The organism is Treponema sp. UBA7570 (assembly GCA_002477955.1).
Classification (GTDB): Bacteria; Spirochaetota; Spirochaetia; order Treponematales; family Treponemataceae; genus Treponema_D.
The window spans coordinates 111,491-129,770 of record DLLE01000028.1; the positions used below are offsets into that span (position 1 = coordinate 111,491).

Below are 18,280 nucleotides of genomic sequence, written 5' to 3' on the forward strand. Positions count from 1 at the left end.
TATTGCGATTTTCCAAGTTTGACATATCCACGCCAAAAGTTTATTCTGTTCTTTTAGAAAAAACAAAAGTATACATTTTTATGGAGCCTAAGAAACATGGATAATCCGATTCAGCTTGTAATAATTGCAATACTTCTTGTAGGTGTAACATTTCTTGCAGTTGCCGTAATAAAATCCCTCGTGCAGCCAAAAAAACTCGATTCAATTAAAAAACTCATAAAAAACGGAAAGTATTCCGCCGCGGAAAAAATCGCAAAAGCAATGCTTGCAAAAGATCCACGCGATTATTTAACACATTACTATCTTGGAAGAGCGTATCTTGCGGACAAAAAAAACGAGCTCGCCTTAATGGAGTACAAATTCGTTGCACAAAATGCAATTTTCGATTCGAAAATTCCAGAAAAAGATTTCCGCAAACAGCTTTCACAGCTTTATTTAAAATTCAACCAGCCGGAAGAAGCCTTAAAAGAATTTTTGCTTCTTACAAAAATTGATCCTTCAAACGCAGAAAATTATTACAACTGCGGAAAAATCTACGAACAAAAAAACCGCGCAGACATGGCTCTCGGTTTTTACCAGAAGGCAATTCAGTTCAACCGCCGGCACGTAAAGGCTCACGCTGCAATGGGACTTTTGCTTTTCCGCTCAAAACAGTTTGCAGAAGCAAAAAAAGAAATCGACCTTGCAATCAGCCTTAGCCCGGAAACTTATTCTTCATACTACTATCTCGGAAAAATCTTAAAAGAAAACAAAGACTATCCAGGAGCCGTAAACGCGTTTGAGAAAGCGCTCCGCGACCCTGAATATCGCCAGCGTGCTCTTTTGGAGCGCGGCTCGTGCTATATGATGGCAAATTCTTTAGACAACGCGCTTTCCGAATTCGACCGTGCAGTAAAGGCTTCTAAGGACGAAAGTTCTCAAGAAACACTATATTCAAGATACTTTCTTGCTTCCTGCTATGAGCGCAACCGCGACATCGACAAAGCAATCGAGCAGTGGCAGATTATCTATAAGCACAATCATTCATTCCGCGACGTTTCTGCAAAACTTTCAGAATACAAGGATTTGCAGTCAAACGATGCAATGAAAGAATATTTAACCTGCTCTCAGGAAGAATTTATCGAAATCTGCAAAAAAGCGGCAATGGCAGGTTTTTCAATGGCTGTTCAAAAAGTCGAATCCAAAAAGTGGGGCTGTGTAATGACATGCACAGAACAAAAGGCTGACGACTGGATGAACGTCCGCAAGCAGCTTTATCTTCTTATTTTTAGCCGCGATACCGACGCAATCGAAGATTCTGTAATCAGAAAATTTCTCGATCAGTCAAAGGCTGTAAACTGTTCAAAAACAATAGTCTGCACTTCTTCCGGCTTTACAAGCTCGGCAACAGGGTTCGCAGAAAACCGCCCGATTGAACTAATCGGCAAAGAAAAACTCGAAAACATTCTTTCAAAAGCCGGCATTTAGTTTCATGAAAATACTCTGCGTTTCTGATCAGATTGACCCTCTCGTTTACAGTTCTCTCGCAAAAGAACGTTTTGCTTCTGTCGATGCAATTCTGTGCGCAGGCGATTTGCCTTCTGACTACATTGATTTTATAGTTTCAACCCTCAACAAACCGGCTTTTTTTATCTTCGGAAACCACAACCTTACCGAATTCAGATATTATCACAAACAAAAAAAGGCCCACAAAGGAGCGCATCCGACACTTCGCCAGGAAATAAGCATTCTCGACATGAAAGGCTGTTTTGGAGCAACTTATGCAGGTTTTAAAAATTTGCGCGACAAACATCTTCTTATAGAAGATTCAAAAACGCACAAAATCCGGCCGCTGCTCATTTCCGGAGTTTCCGGCTCAATGCGCTACAACAACGGCTTAAACCAGTACACAGAACGGCAGATGAAAATCGCACTTTTAAAAATGGTTCCAGGCCTTTTATGGAACAAAATCCGTTACGGTAAATATCTAGACATTTTTTTAACACACGCTTCTCCGCGCCATATTCACGATAAAGAAGATCCTTGCCACCGCGGGTTTGAATGTTTTAACTGGTTTATAAGAAGATTTTCTCCTTCGTATTTAATTCACGGACATATTCACCTTTACGACGCAAACGACCAGCGAATTACCACTGTAAAAAACAAAGGAAAAACAGAAACCATTGTAATAAATGCGTACAGCCACATAGTTTTGAATCTTTTTGCTTCCCCAGAAAATACAATAGGAGAATCTAATGTCTGAAAACCTTCTTTCTTCAGAAACAAGCGAAGATTTTGCAAAAGCAAGAAATAAAGCTCTCTTTAACGAAATACAGCATTTTTTAAATCCGGAAGAAACCACGCTGATTTCATTTTCCGACATAAAAAAAATGCTCAAACCAGTAAACGAAACTTATCTTGGCATGAAAACAGTTCCTGTAAAGCTCATAGTAGGAAGCGAATCCCGGTATCAGGATTTTGACAACCGTTTTTTTCCAAAAAAAATGCACTTAAAAACCCGTTGGGAACACATAGACATGGCGCACATAAAAGACATAAACCTTCCGCCAATCACACTTTATGAACTCGGAGGCCTTTATTTTGTGCGCGACGGCAACCACCGGGTGTCAGTAGCAAAGGCAAAAGGGGTTGAATTTATCGACGCGGAAGTTGTAAGCCTTCAAAGCGAAATTCACCTTAACCCGAAAGATTCTCTTCAAAAAATTACAAAGCAGGTAATAAGCTACGAAAAAAGAGTTTTTTATTCTGAAACTGGATTTGGCGATATTACGGATTATTGGGTTTTAGATTTTTCAGTTCCAGGACAATACGACGTAATCTACAACCATATTTTGACACATAAATATTACATCAACATGAACAAAACAGAAGAAATCGGAATGGATCAGGCAATTCTTTCATGGTTTAGAACGGTCTATCTTCCTGTCATCCGCGTAATCGACAGACATCACATCTTAAAATATTTTAAGGGCCGCACAAAAAGCGACATGTACGTTTATATAATTAAATACTGGGACGAAATCAAAACAAAATTCGGCAACGATTTTACAATTGACGATGCGGCAACCGCCTACACTTCAAAATTCGGAAAAAGTTTTTGGCGCAGGCTTTTAAACAAAATAAAAAAAATTCTATTAAAAAAGAAAATCGAAAAAGAGCAGCTCTAAAAAATTTATCCATAAAAAACTGCATTTTTAACGTTTTCGGCAAAATCTTTATCTTGACGGGAAAAAATAGCAGCATTACAATTCTTTATAAAAACATAACAAAAATGGAGAGCCTAAATTGTTCAACTCAGATGCAATTGCCTACCTTCCCCTTTTAGGAACAGCCATTCTGGCAACAATTCTTTTTATCTTTTTGGCAGTAATAAAAACACGAAAAACAGCAAAAGTAAGCTATCTTTCTTTTTTGTCGGTGCTTATACTGATTTTCGACTGCATTTATACGATTTTTAATCCTGGAATTTCAAATTTTGTATTTTTACTGATTCTTGCAACAGCGGTTTTAATTCCTTATCTCGTAATGCTCGCATTCGGCAAACCAAAAGAAGAAGTCTCAGAACAACCTGTTGATGAAGAAGAAATCAAAAAACCGGAAATCATAGTCGAAGACATAAAACCTGACGAAGTAAACCTTATCGAAAAAGGACGTTCTTTTGTAATTCTCGCTTCGGATTCTTTCGGAAGCAAAGAAGGAATGCAGAATCTTTTGGACTCGATAAACAAAACCTGTATGGAAATTACAAACGCTGACGGTGGCGCAGTTCTTATGGTTGACGATTTTGAAGATTCTATCAACGTAAAATCATTTTTGGGCGTTTTTCCGCCGCCATACAAGCTTCCAGCGGAACTTCCTCACAAAGAACTTCGTGTTTCAACAAGTTTTAAATTTGCAACATTCGCTCTCCGCGACAATATCTTTGGAGAAATCGCATCTTCTGGAAAAGCTGAAATCATCAACTCTCCAAAAAGCGATCCTCGCATTACAGAAAACGGTCCTGAAGATTTCTTAAAACTCGGAAGTTTTATCTTTATTCCAATCCGTTTGAGAGGTCGCGGTATTGTAATTGGACTTATCGCTCTTTCCAAAAATCCAGGCAAAGAATTTACCCAGAAAGAATTTGACTGGGCACTTACGCTTGCAGGATTTGCAGAATCAGCATTAAAAACAACAATTAGTTTTCAGGTTTACAACGAAAAAAACGAAATCTCAAAAGAAAGCAAAATTGCAGAAAACTTGCAGAATATTCTTCTTCCAAAAAAACTTCCGCCTTTGCCAGGAATCTCTTTCGGTTCTTTTACAATGCACACAGAAGGCGTATGTTCAGATACTTTTGACGTTCTTCCTGTACGTCAAGACCGCACATCTATTATTCTTATGGATGTAGCTGGAAAAGGGACAAATTCTTTCCTTGTTATGTCAATGCTCCGCTCAATGATTCGCCTTCTTGTAAACACTCCTCAGCCTGCCGGAACAATTTTAAGCCTTGCAAACCGGGAAATTTGCGGTGAAATAAATTTTGAGCACTTTGCTTCTGTTGCCCTCATAAACTACAATGCCGCAAAAAAAACAGTTCAGTTTTCTTCGGCAGGAACAACTCCTGTATTCCTTTATAATGCCCAAAAACAGACAGTTGAGCGAAAATCCCTCGCTTCCGAACCTCTAGGCGTTGAAAAAACAACATCTTACAAAGATATTCAGTTTACAGTTTCGCCAGGTGATATTATAATTACATATACTGACGGTTTGGTAGAAGCCTTGGATGCTTCCGGCAAACAGTATTCGCTCAACCGTCTTTTAAATATTGTAAAAACAAACAGCAAGTCATCAGGCAAGCAAATAGCAGATCTGGTAAAGGCAGATATGAAAAAGTTTGTCGGTTCGGAATTATTACACGACGATCAAACATTGCTGGCAGTTAAAATTCAGTAGAATAAAAAAGGAGTTTTTCTTATGGAACTGAAGATTCGGAAAAATGGTGAAGTTTATATCATTGACGTAAATGGAGAAATGGATCTTTACAATTCTTATAAATTAAAAGAATTAGTCATGAAAATGCTTGAAAAGAATGTAAAAAGTTTCATCATAAACCTTGAACAGGTTGACTACATCGACTCGTCAGGAATTGGCGCGTTGATTTACATCTGTTCAACAATCAAAAAGATGAATCTCAAGCTTGCCATCTCTAATATTCATGGTTCAGTAAAAAAAGTTATTGAACTCACAAAACTTATGGGCTACTTCCCTATTGCAAACAGCATCGAAGAAGCGCTTCTTATGGTAAACGAATAAACAAAAAAACAAGATTAAAACGGAGTAAAAAATGGAAAATCAGTACAAACTATTGCGTTCAGATGACAACGACCCGTTGTTTGATACAACAAACATGCTATATAAAGAATTTCCGTCAGATTTTCGCCAGATTCGCTACTTTACGCTTTTAATCGTTCAGTCGGCTCCACTCGAAATCAAGGAAATCAATCTCCTTGAACAGCAAATTTCTGAAGTTATTAAAAATGCGGTAAAGCACGGTAACAACTGCGACATCAACAAAAAAGTACGCGTATGGTACTCATTCAGCCCGACACACGCACATCTTATTGTAAAAGACGAAGGCGAAGGATTTAAGGATCTCGAAAAATGGAACGAATTCAACAAAAAACGTATTGAATGTCTTCAGACACATAACTTTGAAGAACTTGCAAAATACGTTTCTTTCCGTACAAAAAAATCAGATGACCAGGACGGCGGCAACGCGCTCTTTGCTGCCCTCGAATACTGGGACGGCGGATATGTTTACAACGGAAAGCGCAACGGAGTAGCAATGCTCAAACGCTTCCAGAAAAAACACCACGGTGTTGCGGTTGAAGAATAATCTCAAAAAAAAGCAAAAGACTGTCCAAACGGGCGGTCTTTTTTTTAGCAATTGCAATTTTTGAATTTATTTTTTACAGACGCTTTTTAGAACGTCAATTGTTTTTTCGGCGGTTTTGTCCCAGCTAAAACGTTTTGTCCATTCAAGTCCGCCTTCTTTTAATTTTTTACGCAAATTTGATTCCAATGCAATTTTTTCGATTGCATCTGCCATCTGCTCGATATTGTCGCTGTCAAAATAAACCGCATTGTCTCCAGCAATTTCTGGCAAAGAACCGCCAGTTGAACAGGCTACAGGAACTCCAGAGGCCAAAGCCTCAAGCACAGGCAAACCTACCCCCTCATTTATCGAAGGGAAAATACAACCTTCGCTCGCAGAATACAAAAGCGGAAAACTTTCGTGCGGAAAAAATCCTGTAATAAAAATATCTTGGTGAAATTTTGATTCCAAAATTGCTTTTTTTACGGATTCAATAGCTTTTTCTTCGCTTCCGGTCAAAACTAGACGATGTTCCAAATGTGTTTTTTCTTTAAAAAGCGAAAAAGCCTTTATGAGCTCGACATGTTTTTTTGAAGAAGAAGAAATTTGCGAAGGATAAATAAAATACGGTCTTTTTATTGCAAACGGTTTAATATCCAAACGGGACGGTGAAAAAAGTTCCCGCGGATAAAATTCCGAATGGTTGATTCCGTTGTAGATTACAGTTATTTTTTCTTCTGGAACACCAAGTTTTATCAAGTCTTTTCTGATAAAATGGCTCGCCGCAATAACCTTTGAAACATTTTTTAAGCCGAAGAGAATCCTTTTTGTATGATTTTTTAGGATTTCGTCTTCATAAAGCTCTGAAAGAACATCATAAACAACGGCAACTCCTGGAACTGTGCAAAAAAGAGGAATATAGCGCGCGCCGGCAGCATACAAAACTGCATCGTACTTGTGATACATTGCAAAAATATTTGAACAGCCGTAATGCCACAATGTTTCATAAAAACGGCTGTCTGGAAGCTTTACAGAAGAATAGGAAAGTCCGTTTTCTGCACCGTAAGTGTAGCGGTCAATTTCCGAGCCAAAAATCTCAAACGTGCAGTCAGCAGAGTTTTTTAGCTGAGATGATAAAGAAGAAAGATAAGAACCAATTCCAGATTTTCCATGTCCACAGCCAAAACTGTCAATTCCGATTTTCATATTCCTTTGATTATAGCAAACATTTTTTTTACGTGCTATAGTTTTTGTATGTCAGAAAAAACAACCTTCAATTCATTGAAAATTTCAGAAAATTTGATAAAAAAACTCGAAGAAAATCAAATTACAGAACCAACAGCCGTTCAGTCTCAGGCGATTCCCGTTATTTCAGAAGGAAAATCTCTGCTTTTTCAGAGTGAAACCGGAACTGGAAAAACATACGCTTACGTCCTGCCTCTTTTGACAAAAATTGAATCCGAGGAAAATCCACAAAAAAATATAAAGATTATGGTTGTAGCTCCAACTTTTGAGCTTGCAAGTCAGATTAAAACACAGGTTAAAAGCATAAGCGAAATAAAAACATGTCTTTTAATAGGAGGTACGCCGATAAAAAGACAGGTTGAAAATTTAAAAGAAAAACCTGCCGTAATAATAGGAACACCAGCAAGGCTTTTAGAACTTTTTAACCTGAAAAAAATAAAACTTGAGAACCTCGATGCAGTTGTGCTTGACGAAGTTGACCGGCTTATTGCACCTGAGCTTCGCGATTTTACGATGGCCCTTTTAAATTCGCCAAAAAAACACGTTCAGTTGATTGCAGCAAGCGCAACAATCACAAAATCAACACAAAAACTGCTTGCAGGAACAAAAATAAAGAGCGACGGAAGCTTAGAACACGAAGTTGAAACTCTTTTTTTGCCGCCGGAAGATGTTTTAAGAAAAAGAATTACGCATCTTGCGATTTTTTCAGAACGGCGCGACAAAATCGACACGCTCCGAAAAGTTATTCTAGCTGAAAAACCGTCTAAATGCCTTGTTTTTACAGGAAAACTCGACCAGGTGGAAAACATTGTCTCAAAACTGAATTTTAAGGGAATCGAATGTTTTGGTCTGCATGCAAAAACCGACAAAGTCGCAAGAAAATCTATGATAGACAGGTTTAGAAGCGGAAAAATAAAAATTCTCGTAACAAGCGACCTGGCAAGCCGCGGGCTTGATATTCCGGAAATAAGCCACATAATACAGATGGACATGCCTTCAAATGAAGATTTTTTTGTACACAGGGCAGGACGCACAGCGCGCGCAGGAAAAACAGGAATAAACATTGTAATCGGCGACGAATACGAAATGAATCAATTTGCCCGGCTTGAAAAAAAACTCGGTCTAAAAGTTTATCCAAAAATGCTTTTTAAGGGAAAACTAGTTTCTCCTTCCAAAATAGAAGAAAAAGGCGAATAAAGGGCGCGGACAGCGATTTTTTTTACTGAAGGGAAAATTTTAGCCCCGGCTGTAATGGCGGCAAAGCCGTTCCAAAGCGAAGCGGAGGAATAAAACCATGAAAGACGGGCCGCGGTACACAAAATGTGCTCCGGAATAAAAAAAACGCCTTAATTGAAACACGCTGTCTTTATTGCTATAATAGAAAGATACCAAAATTTGATTTTTCGCGGAGTTTAGAAAGTGTTTCTTAAATGTCTGGATATTTTCGGTTTTAAATCTTTTGCCGACAGAACTCATATTGAATTTGCAGATGGAATTACCGCCTTGCTCGGGCCAAACGGCTGTGGAAAAAGCAATGTTGTCGATGCGGTAAAATGGGTTCTTGCAGAAAACAAGGCAAAAAATCTCCGTGCAGATACAATGGAATCTGTTATTTTTAACGGAACCGAAACACGCCCTCCTCTCAATATTGCGGAAGTTACGCTCACAATTGCAAACGAAAACGGACTTTTGCCTCTTGAAGAGTCTGAGATTGCATTAAAGCGCCGGCTGTACCGCTCTGGCGAAAGCGAATATTATATTAACAACAGGCAAGTCGGTCCGACAGAAATTCGCCGCCTTTTTATGGATACAGGCGTTGGAAAAGCAGCCTATTCCGTTATGGAACAGGGAAAAATTGACCAGATTCTTTCGTCAAAACCGGAAGACAGACGCTATCTTTTTGAAGAAGCGGCCGGAATCAGCCGTTCAAAAGCGGAATGTGCCGAAGCTGAACGAGAACTCGAACGCACAAGACAAAATCTTGCCCAGATTGAAGTCGCGCTGATCGAAAACAAACGCAGCTACGAAACTTTAAAAGTTCAGAGCGAAAAAACAATCAAGTACCGCAAATTTAAAGATGATATTTTTAACTGTGAACTTGACCTTCAGCTTTTGCGCCTTAAAGAATTTACACAGGACAAAGCGCGCCAGGAAACGACAAAAAAAGAACTCGAAGAAAAACGCTCTGCCGTCCAAAAAGAAATTGAAGAAATTCAGGCGGCTCTCTTTGAAAATAACGACAAAATCAAAGACTTGCAGACAAAAATGAATTTTCTGCAGGTTGAGCTTGCTAAAGTCCAGACCGAAAAGACAAACAAGCTTCAGCGCGCGCAGGAATACAATCTTCAAGCGAACCAGATAAAAGAAAAAATCGGAATTCTTGAAGTAAAGCAGAATTCGATTCAGGAAAAAATTGACACCTTTAACGAAGAAATTGACGAGCGCGAAGCCGATTTACATTCAAAAAACAGGCAGCTCGACAGCGTAAAGCAAAACATCGAATCCTTTACGCAAAATATAACTTCTTCAAGTGCAAAAATTACGGAAAATGACACTCTTGCGGCAAAAAGCGCAGACGAAATTGAAGAATTAAACAGACAAATTGCAGATTATCAAAAACAATTGGGCGAAATAACAGAAGACATCGTTAAAGAGCTCGATGCAAAATTAAAAGATTCGGGATATTCAAGCAATGCGGCAAAATCTGCAAAAGAAGAAGTTGAAAACTCCCTCGCAAAACTCAAAATTTTTGCTGAAGGACGGAAAAATATTTTTTCTGACTACGCATCAATTACAGGCCACTCAGAAAGCGAAAACGAAAAGCTCATTCAGGACGCAATCAAGGCTTTTGAGGAAATTTCATTAATCAGCGTAAACATTGAAGAAGCCGTTTCTAAATACGAAAAGGCGATGCCGGATTTTATCGAGGATTTTACATCTCCGGAAGGAATTATCACAAAAAAACGTGGAATCGATTCAAAAATCCTGGACATAAACTCGCAAATTGAAAAAATCAACGAAAGAATTGCCTCTTACAAAAGCGAAAACAGTGAGCTTGTAAAAAAAATAAACGAATACCGCGAAACCTTAAACCAGCTGCGCGTAACCGAAGCTTCGATGGCTCAGGCAATTTTTGGAGTCAAGCAGAATGTTGAAATTTTGCGCCGCTCGCTCGTAAGCGAGCAAAACAACCTTCGCCAAAATCAGGAAGAATTTGAACAGGAACAGAGAAGACGCGACGAACTTAACGAACAGATTATCGATGTTCAAAGCGAACTTGCGGCGATTGAACACCGCGGTCAAAAATGCGCCGACGAAATGAGCGAAATCAACAGCGAAATCGTGCGCTGCAATTCTTCTGTAAGCGGAACTCAGAACAAACTCGACAAAAAACAGGAAGAACAGAGAAAAATTCAATTCCAGTACGAAAAACTGGCAATGGACTTAGTAACAAGCGACAACGACATACGAAACATAAAGCAGAACTTTATCGACACTCACAGCCGCGATCTTATGGAATTTGAAGAGCGTATGTACAAAATAACAACTTCTTCGGCAGTTTTGCGCGAAAAACTTGCAAAAACCCGCGAAGAATTAAAAGCGCTCGGAAGCGTAAACCTTATGGCGCCAGAAGAATTTGGAGAGCAAAAGGAACGCTACGAAAAATTGCAGTCAAGTTACGATGACACAAACAAATCGCTCGAAAACTTAATCCGTGTTTCTGAGGAAATCAAGACAAAGTCGACAGAAATGTTCCTCGACACTTACAACAAAATCAAGAAAAATTTCCACAATATGTTCCGGCGTCTTTTTGGCGGCGGACGAGGAGAACTTCGCCTTGTAGATCCGCAAAATGTGCTTACTTCGGGAATCGACATTTACGCCGAACCTCCTGGAAAAAAGCTCCAGAACATTGCGCTTCTTTCCGGCGGTGAAAAAACTATGACGGCAGTCGCGCTCCTCTTTGCAACTTATCAGGTAAGGCCAAGTCCGTTCTGTCTCCTTGACGAAATTGACGCCGCTCTCGACGACAAAAACGTTTCAAGCTTTGTAACCGCGCTGCGTTCTTTTGCAAAACTTTCGCAGTACATTGTAATTACGCACAACAAAAAAACCGTAATGGGCGCAAGCACAATGCTCGGTGTAACCATGCAGGAATCTGGTGTTTCTAAAGTTATGACAATGCGTCTCGACAAAGAAATTTCAGCTGAACCAGACGAATCGGAAAAAGAATTTATCGAAGAAGATGTTCCTCCGGAAGAAAATGTCTACATTCCTCCGCGTCCGGCAAAACGAATTCACAATCCGGACGGAACTATAACCGATCCTGAAATTGAAAAATTCCGTGCCGAAGCAAAAGAAGCCGCAAAGAAATCAAAGGCAGCAAAAATCGCCGAAGATGAAAAAAAGTCGGCGGAAAAAGCTGCTTCTGACGACAAAAAATCGGAAAATCAGGAAAAAACCGAAGAAAAACAGAAGTAAAAATGGTTGATTTTGATGAATTAAAAGAAAAAACAAGTGATTTTATTCGCGAAAAACCTCTTTTGGCAAGAATCAGTGCATTTTTTTTGATTTTTTTTGTAATTGCGCTAATAGTAGTTTTTATTCAATCAGGAAAACCAAAGGCAAAAACCTTCGAAAAACCGGAAAATGTCTTGACTTCAGAGCCAATGACGCCCGAATATCTGGAAATCGAAAAAGATTATTATTTGTCGCGAAAAACAGAAAATTCTTGGAGCGACGAAGAAATAAGCAAATATTTCTCAAAACCAGATTCAAAGCTCATTGAAGAGCTTGAAAATTCAAACGACAAAATTATTGACGAAATTACAGGAGCGGCGCCTTGATGAAAACTAAAGCCAGAACTTTTTTGTTTTTATTTACATCCGTTTTTTCTCTTTATATTTTAAATTCTTGTGCCTCTTCGCCAAAAAACGAAGAAAATTTAACGCAGGAAGAACAGATTTCTGACAAAAAAACTGAAGAAATTCCAGAAAACTCATCCGAAAACAAAGAAATTTCTCAAAATCCTGCTGCAAATGAAGAAATTTCAGAAAAAAGCCTAGAAGAAAATTTGCAAGATTCAGAAAATACGCAGAACAAATCAGAAAATGACGAAAACCAGCTTTCTGAAAAAATCGATGAAGACGAACTTTTGTCAGAAAGCGAGAACGAAACAGAAGAAACTCATGAAGACTTTGTTGAGCCGGAAGTAAAAGATTCACCTTTGGAGGAAGAAATAAAGTCTTCCACAGATGAACAAAATCCAGAACCAAGCGGAACCGAAGAAAACAAAGCGCAAGACTTTCCAGAAAAAAACGAAGACGAACCAGAACTTCAGCAAAAGGCAGTAGAAAATGAAAAAAATTCCGAAGAAGAAAATCCTCAGACAGACGAAAATTTGGAACTGAACGAAAATTCTATGGAAAATCAGGAAAACTTGTCTCAAGACGAACAAAAACCTGAGAACAAAAACGAGCTTTCTGAAGAAATTCAGGAAGAGCCGGCCGAAAAGGCAGAACAGACCGAAAACGATTCTCAAAAAGCCCCGAGCCGCTCAATGACCGCAAAAAACAACCAGTACGTTGACATAATTTATCCGGGACGCGGCTGGATTTTCATGGGAGAAGACGAAGGCAAAGACCAGATTTTGAGATATTTTGGACGAAAACTAGGAACAGAAAACACGACTTTTACGCTCCGCACAACAAAAAGCGGAGAAACAGTCCTTCATTTTTACAAAAATGACGTTTTAAAAGGCGAATACATTGACGATTATCTGGAGATAAAAGTTCTTGAAGAATCGGCAAAACCGAATGAGAGGGCAAAGGCTCCTTCTTATGAAGAATCAGTTCCGCAAAAGCCTGTCCGCCTCGAAAAAAAAGCAGAAGGCAATGGAGAAACTCAAAAAACTGACGAAATAAAAAATACTGAAGAAAAAACTTCTGACAATGAGCAAAAACTTTCTTCACAAGACGAAACAAACTTGAAGCAAAATGAACTTTCAAACGACGTTTCAAACGACGTTTCAAACGACGTTTCAAACAACGTTTCAAAAGAAGTTTCAAAGCCAGAACAGAAAAAATCCTTAAAAATCGATACAAAAAATCTTTTGGAACAAGCAAAAAGAGATTTTGAAGAAAAATCTTACGCTCAAGCGCTTTCAGAAGTTCAGCAGTATCTCGACACTCAAAATACCCGCATAGACGAGGCGCTTTTTCTTCAAGGACAGATTTTGGAAGCTGACAGCGAAGTAAAAAACATAAAAAGCGCAATTGATTCGTATAATTCGCTTATAAAAAATTATCCTGCAAGCACATTCTGGCAGAAAGCAAACAGACGGAAAATTTATTTGAACCGCTATTATGTAAATATTTATTAAATAGCCCAAATGTCGAGTTTTGATAAGAACAGTAATTTAAGTGTCATTCCCGTGCTACGACACTGCGATGTTTACGCAGTAAACTCGGTCAGGAATCTGTTGGAAATTTTCAATAGATTATCGGGTCAAGCCCGATAATGACATTAAATTATAAAACTCGAAATTAAGGCTAAATAAATTGGAGGATTAATAAAATGAAAAAAATCTTAAATGCAAAATTGGTTTTGGCAGTGCTTGGCGCAGTTTTTTTTACATCATGCACAATAAAAACTACGGAAAACAACCGCAGGACAGTGAGCGTAAGCGGAACAGGCTCTGTAGAAGTTGAAGCGGACAACGCGACGATTATTCTTTCTGTAATTACAAGAGGAAAAGATGTCGGAAATACGGCAAAAGAAAACGCAGAAAAAATGACAAAAGTCCATGAATCAGTCTTAGCATTAGGAATTTTGCCGGAAGATGTTTCCACAGAACATTACACAATCAACCAGGAATCAAATTATTTGAACGGCAAAGTAACTTACGGAGATTACGTTGCCATAAACCGAATCAAAATTTTTGTAAAAGATTTAACCATGGCTGGAAATGTAATTGACGCCGCAATAAAAGCCGGCGCAAACCAGCTTTCGTCTTTTCAATATGGAATAAGCGACAAAGAAGCTTTTGTAAAACAGGCGCGCACGCTTGCAGTTCAAAATGCGCGCGATACGGCAAATCTTCTCGTAACAACAAGCGGCGCTTTTCTTGGAAAAGTAATTTCGTTAAACGAGCAGTCAAACAATTTTGGATTTTACAGGGTCAACGCAAAACGCGCCAATTTAGCAGAAGCAGCAGCGGCAGACAGCGCATCTTCTTTTGTTTCAACGCCAATTTCCGGCGGAAAAACAACAATCAGCTTTACAGTCGATGCCGTTTTTGAAATAAAGTAAAAATTCAAAAAAGCGCTGCAATTGCCTTAAAAACGTTAAAAGAATAGAATAAAAGAATAAAAACTTTAAGAGAGATTGGGAGATAAATACAAATGCTCGATTTGAAATTTGTAAAAGAACATCTTGCAGAAGTAAAAGAAAACATAAAAAACCGCAATATGGTTGCCGACGCAGATCTCGTTGTAAAACTTTACGACGAACGCACTGCTCTTACGACAAAACTTCAGTCATTGCAGCAGAAAAGAAACGAAAACGCCGCAAACATGAAGCAGAAACTTGATCCAGAGACACGCCAGAAATTCATTGAAGAAGGCAAAAAAATCAAGGAAGATGTTTCTCAGTCAGAAAAAGAGCTTGCAGAAGTTGAGGCAAAGCTTGAAGACGCCGCAAGACAGCTTCCGAACATGTGCCATCCGGACACTCCAATCGGAAAGCTCGACACAGAAAACCTCGAAGTAAAGAAAGTTGGAGTTCCACGCAAATTTACATTCAAACCAAAAAGCCATGTAGAGCTTGGCGAAGAGCTCGATTTGATTGATTTTGAACGCGGAACAAAAGTTTCCGGTCCGAAATTCTATTACCTCAAAAACGAGGCTGTATTTCTTGAAGAAGCTCTCATCATGTACGCTCTCAACATTCTCCGCAAGCACGGCTTTACAACATTCATTACTCCAGATGTCGCAAAAGAAGAAATTTTAAAAGGAATCGGCTTTAATCCGCGCGGAAACGAATCAAACGTCTATGCAATCGAAGACGAAGGAACATGTCTTGTTGCGACAGCAGAAATCACCCTCGGAGGCTACCATTCAGGAGAAATCTTAGACAAATCTGCGCTTCCGCTCTTTTACTGCGGACTTTCCCACTGCTTTAGACGCGAAGCCGGAGCCGCAGGACAGTTCTCAAAAGGACTTTACAGAGTCCACCAGTTTGACAAAGTCGAAATGTTTGTTTACTGTCTGCCAGAAGATTCAAACAGGCTCCACGAAAAGCTCCGCTTAATCGAAGAAGAAATTTTTGAAGGTCTGGGAATTCCATTCCATGTAGTTGACACATGCACAGGCGACCTCGGCGCTCCTGCTTACAGAAAATGGGATCTCGAAGCGTGGATGCCAAGCCGCGCGACAGAAGAAAAGCCGGAAGGCGACTACGGCGAAGTTACATCAACTTCAAACTGCACAGACTTCCAGTCACGCCGCCTGAACGTAAAATACCACGATGACGACGGCAAGAATAAATATGTCCACATGCTAAACGGCACGGCAATTGCGGTAGGACGGGCAATGCTCGCGATTATGGAAAACTATCAGAACGAAGACGGCTCAATTACAGTTCCGCCTGCGCTTGTTCCATTCTGCGGCTTTGACAAAATCGGACCAAAAACAAAAATAAAAGATCCGGTTTACCACGCCGCAAAAAAATAGAGCAGTTTTAACAAAAAAACGGTGGCTTTTATTAGCCGCCGTTTTTTTATTTGGGCGTTTCCCTCGCTCCGTGCAGGCGCTCCGCTCGGGCCGGGCTTTTCGGGGTTGCGCTGCCGCTTCATTCCTACGCTACGCTCCGGAACGGCTTCGCCGCCCCTACAATCCCTAACGCTTTAGCGTTAGGACGTGCGCATAAGCGCACATGTAAAATACCCGAGTTTTGCGTCAGCAAAATCTCGCAGCATACCGCAGGTATGCAAAATCCCTAACGCAAAATTACTAGGTTCAATTTCGAGTTTTAAATTTTTCTGTCATTGTCGTACTTGATACGACAATCTCTAAATGATTGTAATATCTGCATCTAGATTTTCGGGTCAAGCCCGAAAATGACATAAAAGCCCCTTACAGAACTAGCCACCGCTAGTTGGCGTTGCGAACAAGGCGGAAGCCAAAACTGACGTAGGGGCTGGTCGGGTTGATGCCGCGGCAATATGGGAAGCTTCGCCCCCCTGGATGTCAACCCGCGTGTTACAGGACGGCCGCTCATGTAGAACGAGGCGATTTTCAGATCTCGTCCGATTACGAATACATTTGAACTCGAAGTCCAATCTTCACTTCCTGTGATTGAAGCGTCAGGCTATGGAGCAGTGGCGGCGGATTGCTTCAGCAATGCGCCGACAAAGACCGCAGGCGCGCAATGCGCGCGCCGAGGACTTAGAGCGCAAGCGAACTGCGCAACAGCCGGCCGGCGCATAGCGCCGGAGACGCCCTGGATTTCTACAGGCGCAAAAACTTTTACACGCTGCCTGGCGCACTTTCTGCTCGTTCGAAAATTTTTTCGTCTCGCCCAATGCAATTTCTGCCCGTTCGAAAATCTTTACGTGCTTCCAAACGCACTTTCTAGTCGTTCGAAAACTTTTTCGCCTCGCCCAACGAAATTTCAGCTCGTTCGGAAACTTTAACGACCTTCCCGACACGATTTCATCTCATTCAAAAACTTTTACACGTTTCCCAACGCAATTTTTAGTCATTCGAAAACTTTAACGCCTCGCCCAACGCACTTTCTGCCCGTTCGAAAATTTTTATACACCGCCCAACGCAATTTTTAGTCATTCGAAAACTTTAACGACTTGCCCAACGAAATTTCAGCTCATTCGAAAAACTTTATGCCTTGCCAAGCGCAATTTCTGCCCGTTCGAAAATCTTTACGTGCTTCCAAACGCACTTTCTAGCCGTTCGAAAACTTTTACGGCCTGCCCAACGAAATTTCAGCTCGTTCGGAAACTTTAACGACCTTCCCGACACAATTTCTACTCATTCGAAAAACTTTATGCCTTGCCCAACGCGTTTTCTAGTCGTGCGAAAATTTTTATTCGCTGCCCAGGCTGTTTTCGGCTTATAAAATTTTGGGAAAATGGCTGCCTGCTTGTTGCCGGTCCAGGCATTTTCCTTGTATCTTTTATGTACAGAGTTTAATTCCAATTCAATAAGGAAACGGAGGAAACTATCGGGATTGTACATTTTGGCTTCTTTTCAAAATGACCAATCGAATTCTTAGCCATTTTTTTCATATTCTAAAGGAGTCAAAATGAAAAAAATCAATTCTAATATGCGTGTAGCCGAATTGGACACGCTTTCTGACGTTCTTGTGCGCCTGTACAAGGACTCTTGTGCCGCGGAAAATGCCGTTTCTAAGGACGCGAACCTTTCGCTTATTATGGCGGAAGCTGAAAAGCTTTCTGCGGACATCACAACGGCTATCAAGAGCGAGCGTGTCTCAAGCACTCTTGACGAGGCGGACATTGCGCGCGACGAGATCATCCGGAACTTGGGCGACGCTCTTACAGGCTACGCTGCGATTCCTGTTGCGGCTAAAAAGTCGGCGGCGCAGAATCTTCTTGCGGTCTTCGGCAAATACGGAAGGCAGATTACGCAGAAAAACTTTGCCGAGGAGTCTTCTTTGATTGAAAGCATGCTTGAGGACTTCGGAGCGGAAAACCTTGCTTCTGACGTTGCGGCTTTGGACGGAGTTGGCGAGCTTGTTTCGGAACTGCGGACAGCTCAGGACAGCTTCAACAAGGAGAACGACGACTACACCCATGCAAGCGTGAACAGGGGCGAAAGCGCGACTTCGGTAAAGAAGAGCCTGATTTCCGCCTTGAACGACAAGCTCGTGCCGTATCTTAGCGCGGTTGCTCCTCTTGCGGACTACAAGGACTTTGCCTCAAAGTGCGAGGCTGAAATTGCAAAGGCGAACGCGACTGTAAACGGAAGAAACAAGACCGCAAAAAGCGAATAGCTTTAAAAAATATAAAAAACTGACAGCAAAGCGGAGCGCAAAAGCTCCGCTTTGTTTTTTAGTACACTTGTCATTCCCGCACTTGATGCTGCGACGTTTACCAAGCAAACTCGATCAGTAATCTACATAGATTATCGGGTCAAGCCC

At 40.5% G+C, this 18,280-nt stretch carries 14 protein-coding genes; 13 read left to right on the forward strand and 1 reads right to left on the reverse strand.

The genetic code is table 11. From position 1 onward, the window contains the following. Window positions 1-96 precede the first annotated feature (96 nt). The 6 genes from B4N75_RS03235 to B4N75_RS03260 all read left to right on the forward strand — a co-directional run bounded on the left by B4N75_RS03235 (window position 97) and on the right by B4N75_RS03260 (window position 5,878). Window positions 97-1,467: a tetratricopeptide repeat protein gene (locus B4N75_RS03235; protein ID WP_296668241.1), complete on the forward strand. Its 1,371-nt coding sequence runs from the start codon at window positions 97-99 to the stop codon at window positions 1,465-1,467. A gap of 4 nt (window positions 1,468-1,471) precedes the next feature. Further along, a complete protein-coding gene (locus B4N75_RS03240) occupies window positions 1,472-2,242 on the forward strand; it encodes a metallophosphoesterase (protein WP_296668239.1) in 771 nt (256 codons plus the stop codon). Continuing rightward, window positions 2,235-3,167, forward strand: coding sequence for a transcriptional regulator (locus B4N75_RS03245; RefSeq protein WP_296019889.1), 933 nt, complete (start codon window positions 2,235-2,237; stop codon window positions 3,165-3,167). Before B4N75_RS03240 ends, B4N75_RS03245 begins: the two co-directional genes overlap by 8 nt. Window positions 3,168-3,285: 118 nt before the next feature. Further along, window positions 3,286-4,935: a GAF domain-containing SpoIIE family protein phosphatase gene (locus B4N75_RS03250; RefSeq protein WP_296706567.1), complete on the forward strand. Its 1,650-nt coding sequence runs from the start codon at window positions 3,286-3,288 to the stop codon at window positions 4,933-4,935. Between the two features lie 21 nt (window positions 4,936-4,956). Further along, a complete protein-coding gene (locus B4N75_RS03255; RefSeq protein WP_078930302.1) occupies window positions 4,957-5,295 on the forward strand; it encodes an anti-sigma factor antagonist in 339 nt (112 codons plus the stop codon). 31 nt (window positions 5,296-5,326) lie between these two features. Next, on the forward strand, window positions 5,327-5,878 hold the full coding sequence (locus tag B4N75_RS03260) for an ATP-binding protein (RefSeq protein ID WP_296019897.1): 552 nt from the start codon (window positions 5,327-5,329) through the stop codon (window positions 5,876-5,878). A 66-nt stretch (window positions 5,879-5,944) separates the two neighbouring features. Here B4N75_RS03260 and B4N75_RS03265 read toward each other — a convergent pair whose 3' ends face one another. Further along, window positions 5,945-7,063 carry a glycosyltransferase family 4 protein gene (locus B4N75_RS03265; protein WP_296706568.1) on the reverse strand — a complete coding sequence of 373 codons (1,119 nt, stop codon included), beginning with the start codon at window positions 7,061-7,063 and terminating at the stop codon, window positions 5,945-5,947. Between the two features lie 48 nt (window positions 7,064-7,111). Here B4N75_RS03265 and B4N75_RS03270 point away from each other — a divergent pair, with 48 nt between their 5' ends. From B4N75_RS03270 to B4N75_RS03300, 7 genes are all read left to right on the forward strand, one after another. After that, the gene (locus B4N75_RS03270; protein ID WP_296019902.1) at window positions 7,112-8,299 is read left to right on the forward strand and encodes a DEAD/DEAH box helicase; all 1,188 of its coding nucleotides are present in this window, start codon (window positions 7,112-7,114) and stop codon (window positions 8,297-8,299) included. Window positions 8,300-8,521: 222 nt separating this feature from the next. Further along, complete coding sequence (locus B4N75_RS03275) at window positions 8,522-11,584, forward strand: chromosome segregation SMC family protein (protein ID WP_296706569.1); 3,063 nt, start codon at window positions 8,522-8,524, stop codon at window positions 11,582-11,584. Between the two features lie 2 nt (window positions 11,585-11,586). Continuing rightward, window positions 11,587-11,949: a hypothetical protein gene (locus tag B4N75_RS03280; protein ID WP_296668231.1), complete on the forward strand. Its 363-nt coding sequence runs from the start codon at window positions 11,587-11,589 to the stop codon at window positions 11,947-11,949. Next, entirely contained in the window at window positions 11,946-13,484 is a 1,539-nt protein-coding gene (locus B4N75_RS03285; protein ID WP_296693639.1) for a hypothetical protein, read from the forward strand. The genes B4N75_RS03280 and B4N75_RS03285 overlap by 4 nt, the downstream gene beginning before the upstream one ends. A 194-nt stretch (window positions 13,485-13,678) precedes the next feature. Next, complete coding sequence (locus tag B4N75_RS03290) at window positions 13,679-14,413, forward strand: SIMPL domain-containing protein (protein ID WP_296667181.1); 735 nt, start codon at window positions 13,679-13,681, stop codon at window positions 14,411-14,413. A gap of 92 nt (window positions 14,414-14,505) precedes the next feature. After that, window positions 14,506-15,834: a serine--tRNA ligase gene (serS, locus tag B4N75_RS03295; protein WP_296667178.1), complete on the forward strand. Its 1,329-nt coding sequence runs from the start codon at window positions 14,506-14,508 to the stop codon at window positions 15,832-15,834. A 1,588-nt stretch (window positions 15,835-17,422) separates the two neighbouring features. Then, complete coding sequence (locus B4N75_RS03300; protein WP_296706570.1) at window positions 17,423-18,133, forward strand: DUF6261 family protein; 711 nt, start codon at window positions 17,423-17,425, stop codon at window positions 18,131-18,133. The last annotated feature ends 147 nt before the right edge of the window (window positions 18,134-18,280 follow it).